Annotated in this window: 16 protein-coding genes; 5 read left to right on the top strand and 11 right to left on the bottom strand. The window is 63.6% G+C overall.

From position 1 onward, the window contains the following. Positions 1–37 precede the first annotated feature (37 nt). The 4 genes from AAHK20_RS13780 to AAHK20_RS13795 all read right to left on the bottom strand — a co-directional run bounded on the left by AAHK20_RS13780 (position 38) and on the right by AAHK20_RS13795 (position 6,212). Positions 38–739 (bottom strand): class I SAM-dependent methyltransferase, encoded by a 702-nt coding sequence (locus AAHK20_RS13780; protein WP_449182227.1) that lies wholly within the window; start codon positions 737–739, stop codon positions 38–40. 123 nt (positions 740–862) lie between these two features. Then, the gene (locus tag AAHK20_RS13785) at positions 863–1,186 is read right to left on the bottom strand and encodes a hypothetical protein (RefSeq protein ID WP_449182017.1); all 324 of its coding nucleotides are present in this window, start codon (positions 1,184–1,186) and stop codon (positions 863–865) included. A 162-nt stretch (positions 1,187–1,348) separates the two neighbouring features. Continuing rightward, positions 1,349–4,078 (bottom strand): MGH1-like glycoside hydrolase domain-containing protein, encoded by a 2,730-nt coding sequence (locus tag AAHK20_RS13790; protein WP_449182018.1) that lies wholly within the window; start codon positions 4,076–4,078, stop codon positions 1,349–1,351. Between the two features lie 85 nt (positions 4,079–4,163). Further along, positions 4,164–6,212: an amylo-alpha-1,6-glucosidase gene (locus AAHK20_RS13795; RefSeq protein ID WP_449182019.1), complete on the bottom strand. Its 2,049-nt coding sequence runs from the start codon at positions 6,210–6,212 to the stop codon at positions 4,164–4,166. Positions 6,213–6,567: 355 nt separating this feature from the next. Between AAHK20_RS13795 and AAHK20_RS13800 the strand changes: the two genes are divergently transcribed. Then, positions 6,568–7,014: an HU family DNA-binding protein gene (locus AAHK20_RS13800; RefSeq protein ID WP_136896086.1), complete on the top strand. Its 447-nt coding sequence runs from the start codon at positions 6,568–6,570 to the stop codon at positions 7,012–7,014. 74 nt (positions 7,015–7,088) lie between these two features. Here AAHK20_RS13800 and AAHK20_RS13805 read toward each other — a convergent pair whose 3' ends face one another. From AAHK20_RS13805 to AAHK20_RS13820, 4 genes are all read right to left on the bottom strand, one after another. After that, positions 7,089–7,634, bottom strand: a complete 546-nt coding sequence (locus AAHK20_RS13805) for an AraC family transcriptional regulator (RefSeq protein ID WP_449182020.1) — start codon at positions 7,632–7,634, stop codon at positions 7,089–7,091. A 21-nt stretch (positions 7,635–7,655) separates the two neighbouring features. Next, entirely contained in the window at positions 7,656–8,378 is a 723-nt protein-coding gene (locus AAHK20_RS13810) for an alanyl-tRNA editing protein (protein WP_449182021.1), read from the bottom strand. A gap of 125 nt (positions 8,379–8,503) precedes the next feature. Next, the gene (locus AAHK20_RS13815) at positions 8,504–9,958 is read right to left on the bottom strand and encodes a cytochrome-c peroxidase (RefSeq protein ID WP_449182022.1); all 1,455 of its coding nucleotides are present in this window, start codon (positions 9,956–9,958) and stop codon (positions 8,504–8,506) included. Positions 9,959–10,103: 145 nt separating this feature from the next. Then, positions 10,104–11,780, bottom strand: a complete 1,677-nt coding sequence (locus AAHK20_RS13820; RefSeq protein ID WP_449182023.1) for a phospholipase C — start codon at positions 11,778–11,780, stop codon at positions 10,104–10,106. Positions 11,781–12,277: 497 nt separating this feature from the next. On the opposite strand from AAHK20_RS13820, the gene AAHK20_RS13825 reads away from it, so the two are divergent. The 4 genes from AAHK20_RS13825 (at position 12,278) to AAHK20_RS13840 (ending at position 16,584) form a co-directional block, all read left to right on the top strand. Further along, on the top strand, positions 12,278–13,717 hold the full coding sequence (locus tag AAHK20_RS13825) for a circularly permuted type 2 ATP-grasp protein (RefSeq protein ID WP_449182024.1): 1,440 nt from the start codon (positions 12,278–12,280) through the stop codon (positions 13,715–13,717). Continuing rightward, the gene (locus AAHK20_RS13830) at positions 13,711–14,661 is read left to right on the top strand and encodes an alpha-E domain-containing protein (protein WP_449182025.1); all 951 of its coding nucleotides are present in this window, start codon (positions 13,711–13,713) and stop codon (positions 14,659–14,661) included. The genes AAHK20_RS13825 and AAHK20_RS13830 overlap by 7 nt, the downstream gene beginning before the upstream one ends. 17 nt (positions 14,662–14,678) lie before the next feature. Beyond that, positions 14,679–15,476: a transglutaminase family protein gene (locus AAHK20_RS13835; RefSeq protein ID WP_449182026.1), complete on the top strand. Its 798-nt coding sequence runs from the start codon at positions 14,679–14,681 to the stop codon at positions 15,474–15,476. 193 nt (positions 15,477–15,669) lie between these two features. After that, a complete protein-coding gene (locus AAHK20_RS13840) occupies positions 15,670–16,584 on the top strand; it encodes a proteasome-type protease (RefSeq protein WP_449182027.1) in 915 nt (304 codons plus the stop codon). 106 nt (positions 16,585–16,690) lie between these two features. Here the strand turns inward: AAHK20_RS13840 and AAHK20_RS13845 are convergent, their stop codons facing one another. The 3 genes from AAHK20_RS13845 to AAHK20_RS13855 form a co-directional block, all read right to left on the bottom strand. Next, positions 16,691–17,890, bottom strand: a complete 1,200-nt coding sequence (locus AAHK20_RS13845) for a porin (RefSeq protein ID WP_449182028.1) — start codon at positions 17,888–17,890, stop codon at positions 16,691–16,693. 396 nt (positions 17,891–18,286) lie between these two features. After that, on the bottom strand, positions 18,287–19,642 hold the full coding sequence (locus AAHK20_RS13850) for a YhjD/YihY/BrkB family envelope integrity protein (RefSeq protein WP_449182029.1): 1,356 nt from the start codon (positions 19,640–19,642) through the stop codon (positions 18,287–18,289). A gap of 285 nt (positions 19,643–19,927) precedes the next feature. Beyond that, a complete protein-coding gene (locus AAHK20_RS13855) occupies positions 19,928–20,884 on the bottom strand; it encodes a chemotaxis protein CheV (protein WP_449182030.1) in 957 nt (318 codons plus the stop codon). Between the last annotated feature and the right edge of the window lie 43 nt (positions 20,885–20,927).

Raw genomic sequence — 20,927 nt, forward strand, 5'->3', positions numbered from 1 at the left:
CAGGAAAATGACCGGGTCGGACGGCGTCTAGTCTTAGTTAGCAGCGCGCCCGCACGCAAATAAAAGCCGGCGCGTGCGACAACTCCGCATGAAGCCGCGCCGATACGGCCTTCATTTCCGCCAGCGGCCGTGGTTCGACGAACTGGTCGAGTATCCAGCCGCTTTCGGCAAGCCCATTGAGAATGTCCGATATAGGCCGGCGATACGCTTGCACGTACGGCTTGGGCTCGCCGAACCCCGACCAATGCAGCCCGAACCGGGACGTGTCGAAATACGTGCCATGCCCTCGCGTGCGCTCGTCCATCCAGTCGCGCATCGGGTGCGCCATCGAGAACACGAGCGTGGCGCCCATCCGCGCGACTCGCTTGAACTCGCGAAATACGGGGTTCAGGTCTTTGATGTAGTCGAAAGCGAGCGAGCAAAGAATCTTGTCGAAAGAATGGTCCGGCAGCCAATCGAGCGGCGCCGTGAGATCGCCCGTGATCACCTCGACGGGCAGGTCCGCGCATCGCACGCGGGCGAGTTCGACCATCTCGGGCGTAACGTCGAATGCGTGAACGGTTGCGCCGCTGCGCGCCAAGTGCTCGCTGCAGATGCCGGGGCCGCACCCCGCATCGAGAACACGCAGGCCGCTCACATCCCCGAGCAGCGCCATCGTCGCAGGGCGCTCGTACAGCGCGTTGTGCGCCTTGGTCGGCGCAAAAGCCGCGTAGCGCTCCGCGAATTCCGAATACGCCATGCGGCCGATTTGTTCTTTCGGTTCGTTCGAGTGATTGCCGTCCGTCACGCGTCACCTTTCGCTCGAATTGCGGAGCGTGCAGTGTTGCACATTCATGACGGGACGGCAGCGCTTCCTAGTGGCTTAGGGATTGCTCTGCGGCGCGTCTTCCGCGACGCGCAGCGCCGCGTTAGCGGCGACGAGCAACATGGCGTCGTGATCGCGCAGGGAAGCGTCGACGGCGTTCAAAGCCTTATGAAGTTCGTGACGTCCTTCCTCGGTCGAATTGCCGTTGACGAAAACGAGGTCGGCTTCCTTTCTTAACCGTTTAATGAGCTTGGCGGCACAGCGGCTGTCGAGCGTACCGTTATGAACGAATGCACTGATTTGGAGCGTCAGCGCAGCTAGTGTGGCCTCGGTGGTTTGGTTCAGATTTTCTAATTCATCAGACGACGGCCGATTACTCATTGCGCTTCTCCACATTGTGGTGCGTTCGTTTGAAAAAACACGGGACCGACGCCGCCGCATTTGAAACGCCGCGGACGTGCATTGGATAGGAGCGCTCTATTCTAGTAGACGATGCTGTATTTATCGACGTCGGCGTGGGTACGCATCGAAAAGGGCCTTACCTCACTTCATCACGCTTTCGGCCTGCATCTCGCCAGCCTCGTCTTCGAGCGCAGGCACGCCGTGCGCGCACGACACCATCCCGGGCTGCAGCAGCAACGCGACCAGTCCGCTCCAGCCGGTCTGATGCGAAGCGCCGACGCCGCGCCCGTTGTCGCCATGAAAGTATTCGTGGAAGAGTACGAGGTCGTCGCAGCGCCGGTCCGCTTGCAGCTTCGGATACGCGCCCATGACCGGGCGTTTGCCGTCTTCGCCCTTCAAGAACAGCGTCGTGATGCGGCGTGCGAGGAAGAACGCGATCTCGCGCAGCGAATACTTTTGGCCGGACCCGGTCGGGTACTCGACGCGGAAATCGTCGCCGTAATAACGATGGAATTCGAACAGCGATTCGATCAGCAGGAAGTTCACCGGCATCCAGATCGGCCCGCGCCAGTTCGAATTGCCGCCGAACACGTGCGAATCGGATTCGGCAGGAAGGTATTTCACGCGGAAGCTGTCGCCGTTGTGCTGGAAAACGAAGGGATTTTCGCAATGCGCTCGCGATAGCGCACGCACGCCGAACGGCGACAGGAACTCGCTTTCGTCGAGCATGCGTCTTAGCAGGCATTTCATCCGATGGCCGCGCAACAGCGAGAGCAGCCCGCTATTGCCGACGCCCTCTTCATGCCAGCGCGATACGAGCCGCGCGAGATCTGGGCGATGCTCGAGGAACCACAAGAGACGGTCGCGCAAGCCGGGCAGGTTGCCGTGCCGGCGCTGCTCGAGCACGCGCACCGCGAACAGCGGAATCAGGCCGACGATCGAGCGCATTCTCAGCGGAATGCTGCTGCCGTCGGGCAGGCGCAGCTTGTCGTAGTAGAAGCCGTCTTCGTCGTCCCAGAGGCCCGTGTCGCAGGCGTCGTTGCAGCCCACCGCTTCCGCGATGTACAAGAAGTGCTCGAAGAACTTCACCGCGATATCGACGAACACCGCGTTTTCGATCGCCAGTTCGAGCGCGATCTGCATCAGGTCGAGTGCGTAGGCGGCGACCCATGCGGTGCCGTCGGCCTGATCGATGCGCCCGCCGGTCGGCAGGGGCGCCGAGCGGTCGAAGATGCCGACGTTGTCGAGCCCGAGAAAACCGCCTTGGAAAATGTTGTGGCCGGCGGCGTCTTTGCGGTTGACCCACCACGAGAAGTTCAGCAACAGCTTGTGGAAGATGCGCTCGAGAAACACACGGTCGCCGCGGCCCGTGAGCCGCTTGTCCATTTCATAGACACGCCACGCGGCCCACGCGTGGACTGGCGGGTTCGCGTCGGAAAACGCCCACTCGTAAGCGGGCAATTGACCGTTGGGGTGCTGGTAGCGATCCTTGATCAGCAAGACCAATTGATGCTTCGCGAACTCGGGGTCGATCATTGCGAACGCGACCGCATGAAACGCGAGATCCCACGACGCGTACCACGGGTACTCCCATTTATCCGGCATCGAGATCACATCGCAATTCGACAGATGCCGCCAGTCGGCGTTGCGCGCGTTGCGGCGCGTGCGCGGCGGCTTCGGCTGCGCGGGGTCGCCGTCGATCCAGCGCGTCACGTCGAACTGGTAGTACTGCTTGCTCCACAGCATCCCGGCAAGCGCCTGGCGCTGGACGAGCCGCGCGTCGGCATCGTCGAGGTCCTCCTGCAGCGCGGCGTAGAACTCGTCGGCTTCCGCACGGCGCATGGCGATGACGACGTTCGCGTCGACATGCGCGGAGCGTTCGGCCGAATCGGCGCGGACGCGCAGATGCACGACGCGCTTTTCGCCTGCGGCAAGCGCGAGGTGCACACGCGCCGCCGCCCGCGTGCCGTGGTCGCGCCGGATCGCGTGCTTGTCGCCGGCGACGAGGTAGTCGTTGAAGCCGTCCTTGAACGGTCCCGCACTTTCATTGCCGAACAAGCGCCGCACGTTGGTGTCGTTTTCGCAGAAGAGCCATTCGACCGGCGCGTCGGCGCTCGCTGTGACGATGAGCGTTTCGTGGCCGGCATGGCGCGCGACCACGCAGGTCTTGCCGTCGAGCGCTTCGAGCGTGAGCGCCGGTTTCGCCTGATCGGGCCACCACGACCAGAAGTTGCGCGCCCAGAGCTGCGGCAGCACGTCGAGTTCGGCGGGCTCGCTCGCGCGATTCTCGACGGTCACGCGCATCACGATGTCGTTGGGGTCGCCCTTCGCGTATTCGATCAGGATGTCGAAATACCGGTTCGAGTCGAACACGCCGGTATCGAGAATTTCATATTCGGGCTGGTCCGCGCCGCGCCGGGCGTTTTCTGCGACGAGCTCCCCGTAGGGAAACGCAGCCTGAGGATACTTATAGAGCATCCGCATGTAGGAGTGCGTCGGCGTGCCGTCGAGATAGAAATACAGCTCCTTCACGTCTTCGCCATGATTGCCTTCGGCATTGGTCAGGCCAAACAGGCGCTCCTTGAGAATCGAATCGCGTCCGTTCCAAAGCGCGACGCTCATGCACCAGTTGAGTTTTTCGTCGCCGAAGCCGCCGATGCCGTCCTCGCCCCAGCGGTAGGCGCGGCTGCGCGCCTGGTCATGCGGAAAGTAATCCCAGGCGGTGCCGTTCGCGCTGTAATCCTCGCGTACGGTGCCCCACTGGCGTTCGCTTAGATAAGGACCCCAGCGCCGCCAGCGCAGGATTTCGGGCCCATGGAGGCGGCGGCCTTCGACGGTGTCGAGGAGCTTGGAACGGCGCGGACTGAGCATGGCGACTTCCTCGGGTGAGGAGCGGAAGAGGCCAATTTAGCGCATTCGAGACGTGATGTCTTATGTGCCCGCCCGATCCCGCGGCTTACGCGCGGACCCCGGGCCCGCCGTTCGGCTGCACCGACGCCAGCAGCGCCTCGACACGCAGCAATTCGCCGAGCGACCACGCCTGGAACGGCGTGCCGCGCGGCGTGTGCGGCGCGTCGCCGTCGGCGATTTCGCAGATGTGGCCGAGGCCGTCGCGACGCAGATGCGTAAAGAGCGGCGCGAGGAAACGCCGCCGCGCTTCGGCGCGCGTATGGGGCGAGCTGCCGTGCACCTGCAGCCACGCTTCGACGAACGGCCCGATCAGCCAGGGCCAGACGGTGCCTTGGTGATACGCCGCGTCGCGCTGCCGGACGTTGCCCGTGTAAGTGCCTGCATAGTTCGAATCGGACGGCGCAAGCGTACGCAGACCAAGCGGCGTGAGCAGATGCGTTTCGACCTGCTCGACGATATGACGCGCTGTTTCGCCTGTGAGGAGCGTGAACGGCAACCCACCGGCCGCGAAGATTTGATTCGGCCGGATGCTGGCGTCGACGCGGCCCGGCACGTGATCCGCATCGACCACATCGAACAGCGCACCAGTCTCCGGATTGACGAAACGCGCTTGAAAAGCGTGGCTCGCGCGTTCTTCGAGGTTTTGCCACTGCGCGGTCCAGCCGAGCGAAATACGCAGCGCGTTGATCCACAGCGCCTGCACTTCGACCGGTTTGCCGATGCGCGGCGTCACGACCCAGCCGTCCACTTTCGCATCCATCCACGTCAACTGGACGCCAGGCACGCCCGCGCGAACGAGGCCGTCTGTATCGGCGCCGATCGCATAGCGGGTGCCGTGCGCGTAGCCGTCGAGCACTTCATCGACGGCGTTGCGCAACGCCAGGCGGGTGACGTGGCTCGCGTGGTCGGTGCGCAGGTAGTCGTGCACCGCGACGACGAACCACAACGACGCATCGACGGCGTTGTATTCCGGCTCGTTGCCGTCGTCGGGGAAGCGGTTCGGCAGCATGCCTTGCGACACCGTGTGCGACCAGTCGAGCAGAATCGCTTCGGCGTCGGCATAGCGGCGCGTGACGAGCGCGAGACCGCGCATCGCGATGAACGTGTCGCGGCCCCAATCGGTGAACCACGGGTAGCCGGCGACGAGCGTTTGGCCCGTGCCGCGCGCGACGAAATACGCGTCCGCGGATAAACGCGTGCGCGAGCGGAACGCGGCGCGCCGCGCGTGCTCGGCGCGCGCGAGTGCGGCGGCGCGCGTATCCGCGTCATCGGCGAGTTCGCCGTTCGAGCGCAGGATGATGACGGCGTGGCGCGCGCCGATGTCGAACGAAAACACGCCAGGGGTCGCGAGATCCTCGCTGTAATCAAGTCCGCGCTCGCGCTCGCGGACGTACAGGAAGTTCCGGTACCAGTCCGGCGCGTGCAGGTAGACGCCGCTCGTCAGCGCGGTTACGGCAGGCAAATCGCCGTACGGGCGCCACGAAACGTTGCTGCCCGAATTGCTACCTATCGCGCCGGCAGCTTCACGATAGGCGAAGCTGAACGCCGCGTTTTCGTGGTGCAGTGCATGATGGTCGCGGCCGGAAAGCAGCAATCGCACCTTCAACTGAAGGGATCCCGCGATGTCGTGCGCCCCTTCGAGGCGCCAGCGCAGCACCGTTTCGCCATGGCCCTTCGCGACGAACAATTCGTAAACGAGGGTGGCGTCGTCGTCGATACGGAAGCGCCAGGTGGGCCACGGCGCGACGTCGAAAGCGATCAGGCGCGACGCGAGATCGGGGTGGACGACGTCGGGAAGATAGCGCTGCGTAGAAAGCGGAACCGGGCCGTCAGGCGTTTCGAGCCATGCTTCGAGTCCGTTGACGAGCACCACGCGGCCAGTCGGCGGATGCGTGGCGGCAAGCAATAGCGCGTGATAGCGGCGCGTGCGCTCGCCGCCTGCAGTGCCCGACGCAAAGCCGCCAAAGCCGTCCGGCTCGAGCCATTCGGCGTCGGCATCGAACTGCTCGGCCAGGAAATCGGGCGTGCCGCCGGCACCTCGCGCGGTGCTGCTGCCGTCGTCCGGCAGGTGTTCCGAAGGGATCGTTCGTGTCATGTCGGAGCCTTTCCGTATCGCTCGAAACGCGCAATGAGCGCACAAAGAGCGCGCAACGTACGCATCAACGCATCGTATCGCCTCGCCGTGGAATCGGTTCGCCGACTCGGGAAAACACGGTGTCTGCCGAGAGGCTAGCGGCAGGCTGAACTCGCTTTGAACTCACTTTGACACCTGAAATAAGGCTCAAAATGCATCGGACAGTCTGCGCCGCGCAACACATCAAGCGATAAAGCAGCGAGAAAAACACAAAAGAGATGCACGAAACGTTGTGGCGCTTGTAGAATCCGCCGTTGAAGCGCACGCATACCGCGCGCTCTTCGGTTAATCACTGACCACAACAGGTAGGAGAAACATGGCGACTTCCGCAAAAAAGGTAGCCAAGAAGGCTGCCCCCGCACCGGCTAAGAAAGCAGCCGCAACGAAGGCTCCCGCGAAGAAAGTAGCGGCTAAGAAGGTCGCCGTGAAGGCGTCCGGCGCACCGTCGCCGATCAAGGACACCTTCACGAAGGCCTCGCTGGCTGCTCACCTCGCTGAGCGCGCTGCTGTCGAGCCGAAGTCCGTCAAGGCTGTGCTGGCTGCACTCGAAGACACGATCCTCGGTACGGTTCACAAGAAGGGCGCTGGCGAATTCACGCTGTCCGGCCTTCTGAAGATCGTCGTGCAAGCTGTGCCGGCGAAGAAGAAGCGCTTCGGCAAAGATCCGTTCACGGGCGAAGAGCGTTGGTTCCCGGCTAAGCCGGCAAGCGTGCGCATCAAGGCACGTGCACTGAAGAAGCTGAAGGACGCAGCAGCGGCGTAATTGCCGCACGCGTTTGCTTGACGGCGAACGCATTGCTGAGGAATCCCCGCGAGGCGCAAGCCCGCGGGGATTTTTTATTGACTGGCGAGAGGCGCGCGCGTGGGCAGGCGCGCGTAAGTGCCGGGCGTCACGCCATAGGCGCGCTTGAAAAGACGGTTCAAATGGCTTTGATCGTAGAGTCCGGCCTCGGCGGCGGCGACGGCCGGGCTGTGGCCGGCGGCAAGCATCTTCCTCGCCTCGATCAGTCGCCGCTGACTCGCATACGCATGCGGCGGAATGCCGAATTCCTTGCGAAACGCGCGCATCAGATGAAAACGACTGAGCCCGACGAGCGCCGCGAGTGCGTCGATCGAGACGTCTTCGCGGTAGTTCCAGTCTTCCCGCACGCGGCCGCTGTGATATTCGCCCGGCGCGAAAACCAAGATCGTCCCGGGGCCGGAAACGTCGCTGCCGGTGCGCGTTTCGCATCGGCCTGCGCCGCCTTCGGTCATCACGATCACCAGTTCGTCGTGGACGTGGCGCTCGAATTCATGCGCGCCGTAGCGTGCAGTCGCGAGGCAAGCGCCGGTAAGCGCCTGGTCGCGCCAGTACGACAGCTCGTTTTTTGCCGGGCGCTGCATGCTTTCCTCTATGGCTGCTCATCAGCATAGTTCGATTCGCACGCGGCGGTTACGCCGGCCCTTGTTTTCGATCTTGGCGATGCGAACCGGGCGCGATTGCGCCGTGTTGGTCAGATGCGTGCCGCCGCACGCCTGGCGGTCGAGCGCGCCGATTTCGACGATGCGGATCTTGCCGTCGGGCGTCGGCGGCGGCGCAACCGACAAGCTGCGGATCAGCCCCGGCGTGCTGCGCGCGTCGCTCGCGCTGAGGTAGGTTGCGCGCACGTCGAGGCCCTGGCGGATCACGTCGTTGAGCGGGGCCTCCAGCGCGCGCAGCAGGTCGTTGTCGGCGTCGGGCAGATCGAAGTCCATGCGGGCGGTGCCGTCGCCGTTGATCTGCGCGCCGGTGACCAGCGCTCCCGCGAATTGCTGATAGACGAGCGCGTTGAGGACATGGGTATCCGTATGAAGTTGCGCGACGGTCGAGCGCCAATCGGCATCGATCGACACGTGCACGTCGCCGCTCAATTCAAGCGCCGCGTGTTCCGAATCGAGCAGATGCCAGTAGCGCCCGTTTTCGAGCGATACGCCGACGATGCGCGCGACCCCATGCGCGTGCGTGAGCGTCGCGACATCCGACACCTGCCCGCCGCCGCCGGGGTGCAGCGCCGAGCGTGCGAGCACGATCGCGCCGGGGCGCGCGTCGATCACGCCGGTGTCGAATTCGAGCAGGTCGGGGGCTTCATGGCATAAGTAGTGCGGCATCCCGGGTTCCTTGGCGAAGTCAGCGGAAAACGCCAGTGTAGGACTGCCGCGCGGCCGGGGGATTGGTGAAAAGTGCTGTGCCGCGGGGCGGGCGCCGCATGCCCGTCCCGCGGTTTTTTTGCGAACTACTGCTTCTGGTTGGACGCCACCTTCGGATCCGGCTGATAGCCGTCCGTCAGCGTTTTCAGGAACGCGATGATGTCGCGGATATCGTCGTCGCTCATCGAAGGCTTGTCGCCAAACTTGCGGTCGAACGGCGCATCGGCATGATCGATGTTCGCGCGGTAGCGGGCGGGCAGGTCGTTGTACTTGGTGACCTTGCCGTGCGCATCGCGCGGATAGATCTTCGCCGGGTCGATGTCACGCAGGTTGTAGAACGCCATCACCTGATCGAGCGAATGGTAGACGCCGTTATGGAAGAACACCTCGCGCGTCGCCGCATTGCGCAGCGTCGGCGTGAGGAACATGCCGCAGTACTGCGTTTGCGTCTTGAGGTCGGTCCGGTACGGGCCGCAGATCCCCATGTCGTAATACTTCGGGTTCTTGTCCGCGGCGAGGCTCGTATTGCGCGGCACGCCGAGCGCTTCGTACTGGTAGTCGGTAAACATCGGCGGCAGGCCGTCCTTGCCAGGCTTCGACAAGTGGCAGCCGGCGCAATTGGCCTTGTCCGGATCGTTGAAGAGCTGCAGGCCGTGCAGCTCGGCCTGGGTCAGCCGCGCCTTGCCTTCGAGCCAGTAGTCGTACTTGCTCGTGTAAGGATGAAACGCCGAATCCTCGAACTGATAGCGCGCCACCGCGAACATCGCCTCCGACACCAGCATGTTCGGATTGTTGAAGATGCCGGCTCCGAAGAGCTGCGCGAAGGTGTTGTGGTACGCGCTGGTCTTGAGCTTGGCGGCGATCGCGTCGACGCTCGGGTTCGCCATTTCAGTCGGGTTCAGCATCGGGCCGAGCGCCTGCGCTTGCAGCGTGTCCACGCGGCCGTCCCAGAACAGTCCGCCTTGCGGCACCATCGCGGGCGCGGCCGGCGCGACGCCGGCCGTTTTCTGCGCGCGCGCGACGCCGCTCGCGGCGGTCGCGGCTTGCGTCAGGCTGGGCGCTTGTTCGTCGTCGCCCTGGTCTGGTCCGATGCTGAAATTCGGCTGCCGATAGAGATACATCAGCGACGGCGGCGGACGATCGCCCTGCAGCGTCAGATTTGGGCCGCCCATCTGCACGGACAGGCCGTTGGGCGGGCCGTACGCGTGATCGGGGCTATGGCACGAAGCGCACGACATCTTGCCCGAGCCGGATAGCGTCTGGTCATAGAAGATCTGCTTGCCGAGCTGCGCCATCACGGAGAGCTGCGCCGGCGCGGGCGGACGCAGCAGGTGCACGGGATGCGGATTCGCGCCCGTCAGTTGTTCCACCATCTTGCCGACCGTGGCCGGCGCCTGATCCGGCGCGTTCAGCGCCCAGACCGACAGGGCGGCGGCAGCGCACGCGGCGGCGATCGCGCCGCTGACGATCCAATGCGCGCGGCGGCGCGCGACGCGAGGGAAGGCGTCCGCGGACGGAGCGGCGTTCTGCGATTCGTTCATCGAAGTCGTTGTCGTTAGCGAGTATCAGAAACGGCTACAGCCCGTCTCCGGGCTGTGGGCATGCATGCACTGCGGTAGCGGTTCCTGAGCGCTCGGGCTGGTCTAGACGTTGCGCCGCAGGAACCGCGTTGGCTTCAAGCGCTCATCAGCTAGCCGGCGGCGTCGCCACTTGCGTGCCCGAGGTCGGATCCAGATAGATCACCGGGTTGTTGCCGCTGCCGCTGAAGTTGAACATGCTCATGATGCTGCCCGACGTGGAGTCGAACGCACCGCCGCCAAGACGCTGGCCGCCGAGCCAGTTGTCTTCGATGAAGCGCACGACCGACGCTTGCGTGAGCAGCGTGTGGTCGACGTAGTTCTGCTTCGCCCACGGCGAGATCACGAGGAACGGAATGCGCGTGCCCGGACCGCAGCGGCCGTTCACCGGCGTGCCGGAGAGGCCATTCGGCGCGCTACCGGTGCCGCAGATGCCCGAGCCGTTCACCTGGTCGGCGACGGAATCGAACGAAGCGCTGGTCGGCTGCGTGTACTGATGGTCATACCAGCCGTCCGAGTCGTCCCACGCCACGATGACCGCCGTGTTCTTCCAGTCCGGCTGCTGTTGGAGGAAGTTGACGACCTTCGTCACGAACGCCTGCTCGTCGAGCGGATCGGAGTAGCCGGCGTGGCCGTCCTGATACGCCGGCGCCTTCAGGAAGCTCACCGACGGGAAGTTGCCCGCCTTCACCGATGCGAAGAAGTCGTCCGTGTCGTACTGGTGGTTCGCGGGATCGACCGTCTTGTTGTCCGCCTCCAGCGTGAAGCCGATCGCGTTCGTCGAGCTCGGACGCGAGTGTTGCGGGTTGGCCGTCGAGGCGAAGTACTGGAACCAGTTGTGGTGCGGGATGTAGTCGGCCGTGCTTGCGCCCACCACGGTCGAGAGCGTGCTGCGCTTGCAGCCCGTCGTGCCGTTGGTGTTGGTGGTCGACAGGTTGAAGCCGCCCATGAAGCCGCCCCACGTGACGCCCTTGGCGTTCAGCAGGTCGCCGATGTTCTTGCCGGTCATCATCGCCTGGTCGGTCGTGCTCGAGCAGGTGTCGAAGCCCGGGTCGACGTCGTTGATCATCGTGAAGCCGCCTTGACCGTCATTCACGTAGTACGAGCCCGTCACCGACGGCTTCTTCGTGGTCTTGACCACGCTCATGCCGTTGGTCTGGCCCGAGACCACTTCGAGCGCGCCCGGCGTCGACGGACCATAGGTCGACGTGTAGGTGTTGTCGCTCATCGCGAAGTTCTGTGCGTAGTTCCACATGGCCGTGACGGTATTGCCGTCGAAGTAGCCGAGCACCTGCCACGGCGTGCCGAACGCGCCAGCGCCGCCGCTCGTGCCGTTACCCGTGTACTTCGGGAACAGGTCGGCCGCGCCGTTGTTGTAGGCCAGCTGCTCCGCGGTGTACGCGTGGTTCTGGTCGGCCGTCGCTGCCTGCGTGCGGTCTAGACGAAACGGGTTCGTCGCGCCGGTCGTCGGGTTATTCGTGTTCAGCAGGTTCGGATTCGACGTCAGGAGCGTGCCGGATAGACCAGCCGGCGTGGACGTGCCGGCGGCGGCGTTGAACGCCGGCTCGCCGGACGGGTTCGTCGCCACCGGATACGTCGCGAAGTAATGATCGAACGAGACGTTTTCGTTATAGATCACCACCACGTGCTTAATCGGCGTTGCGGTCGTTGCCGCATCTTGAACCGACGCGCCATTCGGAGTCGGACTGCTATTGCTGCCACAGGCAGCGAGTGCGATCAAACCAGCCATCGCAAGAGAAACGGGAACGAGCTTACGGCGGAACATCGACGGAACTCCTTTTGTAATTGAATTACCGAATTCCCTCTGTCCTGAGCGCTTGTCTGTCCTCTCGAGCGGACTTGAACGGGGGGCTTGGTAATGCGGTGGTTGTTTTACGGAATTGCGCGGCATTGGACCATGCGCGTGTTAAGGCTTGGAGGCATGTTGCTTTCGAATGGGTTTCAATCATTTACAGTGCATGATTTGCTAATTCGACGTGAATCTTTTGTGACGGAAAAATCAGACCACGCGATTTGTTTTCAGAATGATCTGAAAATCAGGCGCTTGTCTTAAATAACGGGCGTTCGATTTGTGTTGGGTGAATCTTCAAAATCGAAATCGCACGGAATTAAATTGATAAGGATTTCGTATTAATGAGATGTCGATCGTGTTACCGTGTTCCATCGCAGCGGGATTAATCCCGAATCACAAAATCGGCTGCACCGGCTTGAGCATTCGTGTTGGCGCAGTTCGAGGAACCAACACGTGCGGGGGTGCAAGAGATGCGATGCTTCGACGAAATGCGCGGCATAGACCAAACGGTGAGGCCGCATTACGCCCGGTTCGACCACTGGCTCGGGCAACAGAGTGCGGACGCCATCGCCCGCAAGCGCGCCGAAGCCGATCTGCTGTTCAGGCGGGTCGGCATCACGTTCGCGGTCAACGGCGACCTGTCCGGCACTGAAAGACTCATCCCCTTCGATCTCATTCCCCGCATCATTCCGCGCAGCGAATGGCACACGCTGGAAGCCGGCCTGCACCAGCGGGTGCGCGCACTGAACCTCTTCATCCGCGACGTCTATCACGAAGCCAACATCGTGCGCGCGGGCATTGTGCCGGCCGATCAGGTCTATACCAATGCGCAATATCGTCCTGAGATGCAGGGCGTGAAGGTGCCGCTCGATGTCTACGCGCACATTGCCGGCATCGACGTGGTCCGCGCCGGCGAAGCAGGCGAGTTCTACGTACTGGAAGACAACTTGCGGGTGCCGTCGGGCGTGTCGTACATGCTCGAGAACCGCAAGATGATGATGCGGCTCTTTCCCGAACTCTTCGTGCAGAACCGCATCGCGCCGGTGGCTCACTATCCGGATCTGCTGCTCGATACGCTGCGTTCGGTCGCGCCCGAGGGCGTCGATGATCCGGTCGTCGTCGTGCTCACGCCGGGCATGTACAACTCGGCCTACTTCGAGCACACGTTCCTCGCGCAGCAAATGGGCGTCGAGCTCGTCGAGGGCAAGGATCTCTTCGTCGACGACAACTACGTGTTCATGCGCACGACGCAGGGGCCGAAGCGCGTCGACGTGATCTACCGCCGCGTCGACGACGACTTCCTCGATCCGCTCGCGTTTCGCACCGATTCGGCGCTCGGCGTGCCGGGGCTCCTCACGTCGTATCGCGCGGGACGCGTCGCGCTCGCCAACGCGATGGGCACCGGCATCGCCGACGACAAATCGATCTACCCGTACGTGCCCGACATGATCGAGTTCTATCTCGGCGAGAAGCCGATCCTGAATAACGTGCCTACCTATCAATGCCGCAAGCCCGACGATCTCGCCTACGTGCTCGCGCATTTGCCCGAGCTCGTCGTCAAGGAGGTGCACGGCGCGGGCGGCTACGGCATGCTCGTCGGGCCCGCTTCGACGCGAGCCGAAATCGAAGCGTTTCGCGAGCGGCTCGTCGCGCGGCCTCATGGCTACATCGCGCAACCCACGCTGGCGCTTTCCGCGTGCCCGACGTTCGTCGAATCCGGCATCGCGCCGCGCCATATCGACCTGCGCCCGTTCGTGCTGTCCGGCAAGACCGTCAAGATGGCCTCGGGTGGACTGACGCGGGTGGCGTTGCAGGAAGGCTCGCTCGTCGTCAATTCTTCGCAAGGAGGCGGGACGAAAGACACCTGGATTGAAGAAAGCAAACCGGCGAAGGAGGGCGCGCCATGCTAAGTCGTACTGCCGATCATCTTTTCTGGATGGCTCGCTATATGGAACGCGCGGAAAACACCGCGCGGATGCTCGATATCAACCTCAAGGCGATGCTGTTGCCGCAAAGCGCCGAGCACGAGACGCGCGGGCAGCGGGCGATGCTGCGTATTTCCGAGCTCGAAGGCGCGTTCGCCGAAAAGCACGGCGAGCCGACGCGAGAGAGCGTCATCGAGTTCATGGTTGCCGATCCTTCGAATCCGTCGAGCATTCATTCGTGCCTGCAGGCCGCGCGCGAGAACGCGCGTGCTGTGCGCGGCACGCTCACAACCGAATGGTGGGAGACCATCAACGATACCTGGCTCGAGTTCAACGAGCGCACCGCGCAAGGCCAGCTCGCCGCGAATCCCGGCGCGCTGTTCGAGTGGGTGAAGTTCCGTTCGCACTTGTCGCGCGGTGTGATGATCGGCACCGCGTTGCAGGACGATGCGTTCTTCTTTTCGCGGCTCGGCACGTTTCTCGAACGCGCGGACAACACCGCGCGCATTCTCGACGTGCGCTTCGCCGATGCCGAACCGAACTCGCGTGACGCAGCGCGTCAGCTCGAAGACTTTTACTACTGGACGTCGATCCTGAGTTCGGTGTCGGCGCTCGAAATTTATCGCAAGGTGTATCGCGACGTGGTGTCGCCTTCGCGCGTCGTCGAGCTGATGATCCTCAATCCGCAGATGCCGCGTTCGCTGCTCGCGTCGCTCGAGGGCGTCTGCACGAATCTGACGATGCTGCGCACGCCGGGATCGAACGAGTGCGAGCGGTTCGCCGGCAAATTGCGGGCCGAGTTGCTCTATGCGGATATCCGCCAGATCTTCGAGGCGGGCCTCCATGCTTATCTGACGCAGTTTCTCGCGCGCGTGTTCGAGCTTGGGCAGCTCATCGCACGCACGTATCTGATGTTGCCGGTTGCTTGACTCAAGAGGGTCCCTCCATGTATCTGACGATCCGCCACCAGACCGTCTATGGCTACGAATCCCCGGTCCACTACTCGATCCAGCAATTGCGCCTGACGCCGGGAAGCGGCGGCGCGCAGCTCGTGCGGCGCTGGACCGTCGATGCCCCCGGCAAGCTCCACGCGACGCGCGACGCGTACGGCAACGTGCTCCATACCGTCGTCCTCACGAAACCGCACAGCGAGATTCGCGTGCGCGTGGAGGGCGAAGTGGAGACGACGGCGCTCGTCGACGGCCGCTTGCCCGATGGGCCCGGGCCAATCCCGCTCGAGCACTTTACGTGCGCGACGCCGCTGACCGAAGCCAATGATGCCGTGCGCGAGCTGGCGGCGCGCGTGCCGGCGCTTGAAGCGCCGCGCGATCTCATCTCGCTCGCGGACGAAATCGTGCAGCGTGTGCAGTATCAGCCGGGCGTGACGGAAGTGACGAGCACCGCCGCCGATGCGCTCGCTCTGGGCAAAGGCGTCTGCCAGGATCACGCGCATCTGTTGCTCGCTTGCTGCCGAGCGCGCGGCGTGCCGGCGCGCTATGTAAGCGGCTACCTCGAAGCCGGCGATGCGCCGCATGGCGCGAGCCACGCGTGGGCCGACGTCTGGCTCGCGAGCGAGGGCTGGGTTTCGATCGACGTGACGCACGCGGCGTTTGCGAGCGAGCGCTATTGCCGGCTGGCCGTCGCGCGCGACTACAGCGCCGCGGCGCCGGTGCGCGGCACGCGGATCGGCGGGCGTAAGGAGAGCCTCGAGGTCTCGGTGAGCGTCGCAGAGGCATCCCAGTAGGGCGGCGCGGCGCCGGGTGGGGGTCGACTGTGGTTCGAAAGCGACTCTTGCCCCGCCGAAACCGCACAAAACCCAGCAAAAGAGGCCAATGAGCGCTCAAAAAGTGGCCCAAACCACGCCCGGATATCTATCCCGCATCGCCCGCGGTTTACAATAGCGGCGTTTGGTTGGCTTCCGATTACGAGAAAAATCCATGACTTACTGTGTGGCGATGTCCGTCAACGATGGGCTCGTCTTCTTGTCCGACACGCGGACCAACGCCGGTGTCGATCACATCAGCACCGCGCGCAAGATGACGGTGTTCGAGCAGCCCGGCGAACGCGTGCTGGTTCTGTTGGGTGCAGGCAATCTCGCGCTGACCCAGTCCGTGCTGCACGAGCTGTCCGAGCCGACGAATCCCGAGCGGCCTTCACTGTGGACCGCGCCGACGATGCCCGATGCGGCACGTGTCGTCGGTCAGGCGGTGCGCGACGTGCATCAGCGCGAAGCGCGCGCGTTGCAGGAATTCGGCGTCGACTTCAATTGCAGCTTCATTCTCGGCGGGCAGATCGCCGGCGCGGCGAACGGCCAAGGCGCGAATGCCGAGGGCAACAATGGCCGCGCGCAAAATCGTCCGCGTCTGTTCATGATCTATTCGGCGGGCAACTTCATCGAATCGTCGAGCGTGAGTCCGTATTTCCAGATCGGCGAGTCCAAGTACGGCAAGCCGATCATCGATCGCGTGCTGACGCCGGCCACACCGCTCGGCGAAGCGGCGAAATGCGCGCTGGTGTCGATGGATTCGACGCTGCGCTCGAATTTGTCGGTGGGCTTGCCGCTCGATCTGCTGGTCTACGAGACGGATGCGCTGCGCGTCACGCGTTTCGCCTCGATCGATCAGGACAACGCTTATTTCGACTTGATTCACCGGACTTGGGGTGAGCGGCTGCGTCAGGTGTTTGCCGAGATTCCCGATCCGAATTGGCAGGATGGGGCCGAAGTGCCACTGCAGCGGCCCGAGCGCGCGCCCGTACTGCACCGCTCGCCGTTGGGCGGAACGGAAACGGGTCACAAGTCCGTGCCTGCACAGACGCTTGCGCAGGACGATAAGGCCAAGCCACAGCGCTGAGCGCAGGATAGGCGAGAGCGGTCCACAGCGAAAAAAAGCCCGTCACCGGCGTGAGCCGGGACGGGCTTTTTAACAGCGTGAAGCTTTAGCTGTCGATCAAGTCCAATTAGAACTTGTGACGCAGGCCAAGGGCGACCAGCTCTTGCGTGTTGGTGCCGCCATCGTAGCCGTACGAACCGATCGAAGCGACTGCGTTGACGGTTTGCGTACCGGACGCGTTAAGCGTACTGCCGCTCGCGTGCTGGTAAGCGCCAACCAGATACACGTCGGTGCGCTTCGACAGGCTGTAATCCGCGCCCAGCGAAACCTGGTGGTAGGCCGCGCTCGTGTCGCCGCGCGACTTCGTGTAGCTGTAGCCGAGGCCCAGCAGCAGCGCAGCGTTGGCTTGGTAGTTCAGGAAGCCTTGTCCGGTGTTGAACTTCTCGGTCGAGGCGAACACCGAGTAGCCGTCGTTCTTGTACTGCGAGTTGCTGTAGGCGGCGCCGAACGTGAACGGACCCGCCACGTATTGCGCTGCCACGCGGGCGATGTTGATCGACTTGGCCGACTGGTAGCCCAGGTTGACCAGCGAACCGTCGAACGTGCCGCCCGACGTCGCGCCGCTGCTCCAACCGTCGCCGGCGGCATCCGACTTGCGCGGGCCGTCGTTGTTGTCAGCGACGAAATAGCCGGCTGCCACGGAGATCGGACCATTGTTATACGCCGCAGCGAGCGACCAGGTCTGACCCGAGCCGGTCTGGCCGGCTACGCCGCCCAGCGCGTACATGCCTTCCACTTGCAGGCCGGCGTACGTCGGCGACACGTACTTGATCGCGTTGTTCGTGCGCGAGCTGTTGTCGTAGTTGTCGACGTCGCCGACGGTCGCGAACGGGCTGCCGAAGTAGTTGTCGCCCGTGATGCCTTGGACCATGTCGACGAGCGGGTCGTACTGACGGCCCAGCGTGAGCGTGCCGAACTTGTCGCTGTCGAGGCCGACGAACGCTTGACGGCCGAACTCCCGGCTGCCTTGGAGCAGCTTGCCGGTGCTCGGGTCAAAGCCGTTTTCCAATTGGAAAATCGCCTTCAGGCCACCGCCCAGGTCTTCCGTGCCCTTCAAACCCCAACGCGTGCCGGACAGGTCGCCGCCGCTGGCGTTGCCGAGCGCCCAAAGGTTCTGGCTCTGGCCTTGCGAGTTCTGCGCTGCGTTATGAACATAAGTCAGCGACGTATCGATCGTGCCGTACAGCGTGACGCTGCTTTGAGCGTGCGCTGCGCCAGCGGCGCCGAGCATGGCTAGCGAGAGGGTAGACAGTGCGATTTTTTTCATCATTTCTCCACGCGAATGAATAGTTTCTTTGTTGCGGAGGGGAGAATAGCGCAATGATGTGACCGCTTAGAACTGGAAAAAAACGACTGTCTCGAAAATGAAACATGCGTTCAAGTCGCTGATATATAAGGCAGATAAAGAATTGTTGCCGCAATCGAAATATTGAGTTGTGGCGGTCGAGATGTGTTCGCTTTAACGATGCATTTCGCCACCTTTTTGGGGCGTTTATTAATCTATTTGTAAGAAACGTGCACCGAATAATAAATTCATGTGATTAATTTGGGAGCGCGTGCACGTAAAACGGCGTTTGCATCGCAAAGTCCGGTAAGCCCTGAGCGCTAGACAGAATAGGCGCAGTGTGTTCGACGCGCCTCGGGCGGCCGTCGTCGGTTAGCGTCAACGCTCGTTGCGTGAAGTCTCGCCGTTGCCGCGCCCGACAACCGACGTGAGAAACAGCGCCGCTCCGGCAGCCAACATCACCGCCCGCCACGGGTGCTTGCGTACGTAGCGGTCCGCCGCGGCGGCGTGGCGCTCGGCTTCCAGCAGCGTCGCCGCAGTGGCGCGCGTGGCCTGGCGTTCGGCGCGCGCCACCTTGCGTCCCAATTCCAGCGCCTGTTTGGCCATGTTCAGTCGGGCGGCGTTCCGTCGGGCCGCGTTAGTCCGCGCCAAGGTGGGCGGCGCGGCATCGGCTGCGGACACGGCAGTGTCGCCATCGCGCGCATCGCCCGATCCAACCGACGTCACCGCACCGCTCGCCGCGCCGGACACCGGTGTTCCCGCGGCCCGAGGCGCGCCGGCAGAAACAGTCGAAGCGGCAAGCGCCGACGCCAGCATCGCGCGGCTGCCCGTGGGCGTGTCGTTGTCCTGCAGCCCCCAGGCGCCGCGCGGATCGTGCAAGTGACCGCGGGCCGAGGCGAACTCCGCACCGAGCAGCAGCACCGCCGCCGAGAAGTACAGCCACATCAACAGCACCGCGAGCGACCCCGCAGCGCCGAATGAGTTCGCCATGCCCGCATGGGCGAGGTACAGCGCAAAGAGTTTCTTGCCGACGGAGAACAGCACGGCGGCGACGATGCCGCCCGTGAACGCGTCACGCCAGGCAACCGGCGCATCGGGCAGGAACTTGAGCAGCGCGGCGAACGCGGTGGCGAGCACCAGCAAGCCGACGGCGAACTGCAGCACGTTGCCGATCACGATGTATGGCGTGTTGCCCCACAGCCATTGGCCGACGAACGTGATGGCCGTATCGAGCACTAGCGAGACGATCAGCAGGAACGCGACGCCGAGCACGAGCCCGAACGAAATGAGCCGCACTTTGACGAGCGCAACGACCGTCGACGTGCGTGAGCCGGTCGCGGGCCAGATGATGCTGAGCGCGGTGTTCAGCGATGAGAACGTCGCCGACGCGCCGACGGCAAGCAGTGCAAACGAAATCATCGCGGCGATGCCGCCCGCGCTGCCGCTGCGATGCGCGTTCTGGACGATGGTCTGCACGCCGGCGGCGGCCTCGTTGCCGAGCAGCCCGTGGACGTGGCTGAAGATCTGCCCGCGCGCGGCCTCGTCGCCGAAGAACCAGCCTGCCACGGCGATCACCATCACGAGCATCGGCGCGAGCGAGAACGCGGAGTAGAACGCGATGCTGGCCGCCATCGCGGCGCAGCGGTCCGCGCCGAATTGCTTGAATGCACGAAGGCCCCAGGATGCTTCCCTGCGTATCGATGCGTGCAGTTTCTGGGGGGAGAGTGTGCTCATGGCTCGGCTTTAGTGCTTCAAGAGGCCTAGATGCTACCTGAACTGAGCAAGATGCAGTTGGGTTGCGGGCAGTTGGGCGCCGTTGTTCGCTGATTCGTGTCAATAGGCGTGCCGGCCGCGATATCGCAGAAGTCTGCCGCTCGCTTGGCGCAGAACGAGTGAAGGACCGATGGCTATATCTATTTGGTGTTTTGCCGGCGCGCCCGGCGCTCCGGTCAAGCCAATAAAAAAACGCGGCATGCCCCCGAAATGGAAGCGATGCCGCGTGACAGAGAAAAAATCAGGTCAGGAAACCAGTGCCTGCCGGATGGCGGTAGCCAGATCGCCTGCCGCGAATTTCGCCACATAGCCGGTTGCGCCGGCGTTCTTCACGTGCGCTTCGTTCGCCGCGCCCGTCAGCGACGAATGAATGACGACCGGGATATCGCGTGTGCGCTCGTCGCCCTTGATGAGGCGGGTCAGCATGAAGCCGTCCATCTCGGGCATTTCGAGGTCCGTCAGCACGAGCGCGACCTTGTCGCGGGCGCGCAGGCCCTCGGCCTGCGCGTCGCGGGCGATCTTGTCGAGCATGTCCCAGGCTTCCTGCCCGGTCTTCGCCATCAGGTGATCCGCGCCGATCGCGGTCAGGCTCTGCTCGATCAGCTTGCGCGCGAATCCGGAATCGTCGGCGGCGAGAATCTTCGTGCCGGGCCGCATGCGGATCGACGTGCCGACGTCCTTCGCTTCGACGCTCGGATGCTGCGCCGGGAACACGTCGCGCAGCACTTGCTCGACGTCGACCACTTGCGCGAGGCGCGAGTCGCCGGTGTTGCCGTCGATGCGCGCAATGCTGGTCACCGAGTTGCCGCCCGTCGCCGCGCCTTCGGCGGCGAGCACCTGGTTCCATTCGAGCCGCACGATATCGTCGACTTCCTCGACCGCGAACCCTTGCGTCGTGCGCGCGAACTCGGTGACGAGCAGGATGTTGAGGCCGCGCGTCGGGTTGCAGCCCAAGAGCTTCGGCAGGTCGATGACGGGAATGATCTGGCCGCGGATATCGACCGCGCCGATCAAGTGATCCGAGGCGCCGGCGATCGGCGTGACGGCCGGCATCGTCATGATCTCGCGGACCTTGAAGACGTTGATGCCGTAGAGCTCGTGTTCGTCGCCGTCGCCAACCGTGCCAAGGCGAAACAGCAGCAGTTCGAACTTGTTCGAACTCGTCAAATTGGTGCGTTCGTCGATCGAATGATGATCTGCCATCGAAGTGTTCTGTTCCACCATTGCGCCGCCTGGCCCCGTGCCG

This window comes from Trinickia camelliae (genome assembly GCF_053525655.1).

What these genes read in the sequence shown, in the direction of transcription:
- AAHK20_RS13800 (WP_136896086.1), top strand. Translation starts at nt 6,568, where the DNA reads ATGGCGACTTCCGCAAAAAAGGTAGCCAAGAAGGCTGCCCCCGCACCG.
- AAHK20_RS13850 (WP_449182029.1), bottom strand. Translation starts at nt 19,642, where the DNA reads ATGAGCACACTCTCCCCCCAGAAACTGCACGCATCGATACGCAGGGAA.
- AAHK20_RS13805 (WP_449182020.1), bottom strand. Translation starts at nt 7,634, where the DNA reads ATGCAGCGCCCGGCAAAAAACGAGCTGTCGTACTGGCGCGACCAGGCG.
- AAHK20_RS13810 (WP_449182021.1), bottom strand. Translation starts at nt 8,378, where the DNA reads ATGCCGCACTACTTATGCCATGAAGCCCCCGACCTGCTCGAATTCGAC.
- AAHK20_RS13840 (WP_449182027.1), top strand. Translation starts at nt 15,670, where the DNA reads ATGACTTACTGTGTGGCGATGTCCGTCAACGATGGGCTCGTCTTCTTG.
- AAHK20_RS13825 (WP_449182024.1), top strand. Translation starts at nt 12,278, where the DNA reads ATGCGATGCTTCGACGAAATGCGCGGCATAGACCAAACGGTGAGGCCG.
- AAHK20_RS13790 (WP_449182018.1), bottom strand. Translation starts at nt 4,078, where the DNA reads ATGCTCAGTCCGCGCCGTTCCAAGCTCCTCGACACCGTCGAAGGCCGC.
- AAHK20_RS13815 (WP_449182022.1), bottom strand. Translation starts at nt 9,958, where the DNA reads ATGAACGAATCGCAGAACGCCGCTCCGTCCGCGGACGCCTTCCCTCGC.
- AAHK20_RS13855 (WP_449182030.1), bottom strand. Translation starts at nt 20,884, where the DNA reads ATGGCAGATCATCATTCGATCGACGAACGCACCAATTTGACGAGTTCG.
- AAHK20_RS13830 (WP_449182025.1), top strand. Translation starts at nt 13,711, where the DNA reads ATGCTAAGTCGTACTGCCGATCATCTTTTCTGGATGGCTCGCTATATG.
- AAHK20_RS13820 (WP_449182023.1), bottom strand. Translation starts at nt 11,780, where the DNA reads ATGTTCCGCCGTAAGCTCGTTCCCGTTTCTCTTGCGATGGCTGGTTTG.
- AAHK20_RS13835 (WP_449182026.1), top strand. Translation starts at nt 14,679, where the DNA reads ATGTATCTGACGATCCGCCACCAGACCGTCTATGGCTACGAATCCCCG.
- AAHK20_RS13780 (WP_449182227.1), bottom strand. Translation starts at nt 739, where the DNA reads ATGGCGTATTCGGAATTCGCGGAGCGCTACGCGGCTTTTGCGCCGACC.
- AAHK20_RS13795 (WP_449182019.1), bottom strand. Translation starts at nt 6,212, where the DNA reads ATGACACGAACGATCCCTTCGGAACACCTGCCGGACGACGGCAGCAGC.
- AAHK20_RS13845 (WP_449182028.1), bottom strand. Translation starts at nt 17,890, where the DNA reads ATGAAAAAAATCGCACTGTCTACCCTCTCGCTAGCCATGCTCGGCGCC.
- AAHK20_RS13785 (WP_449182017.1), bottom strand. Translation starts at nt 1,186, where the DNA reads ATGAGTAATCGGCCGTCGTCTGATGAATTAGAAAATCTGAACCAAACC.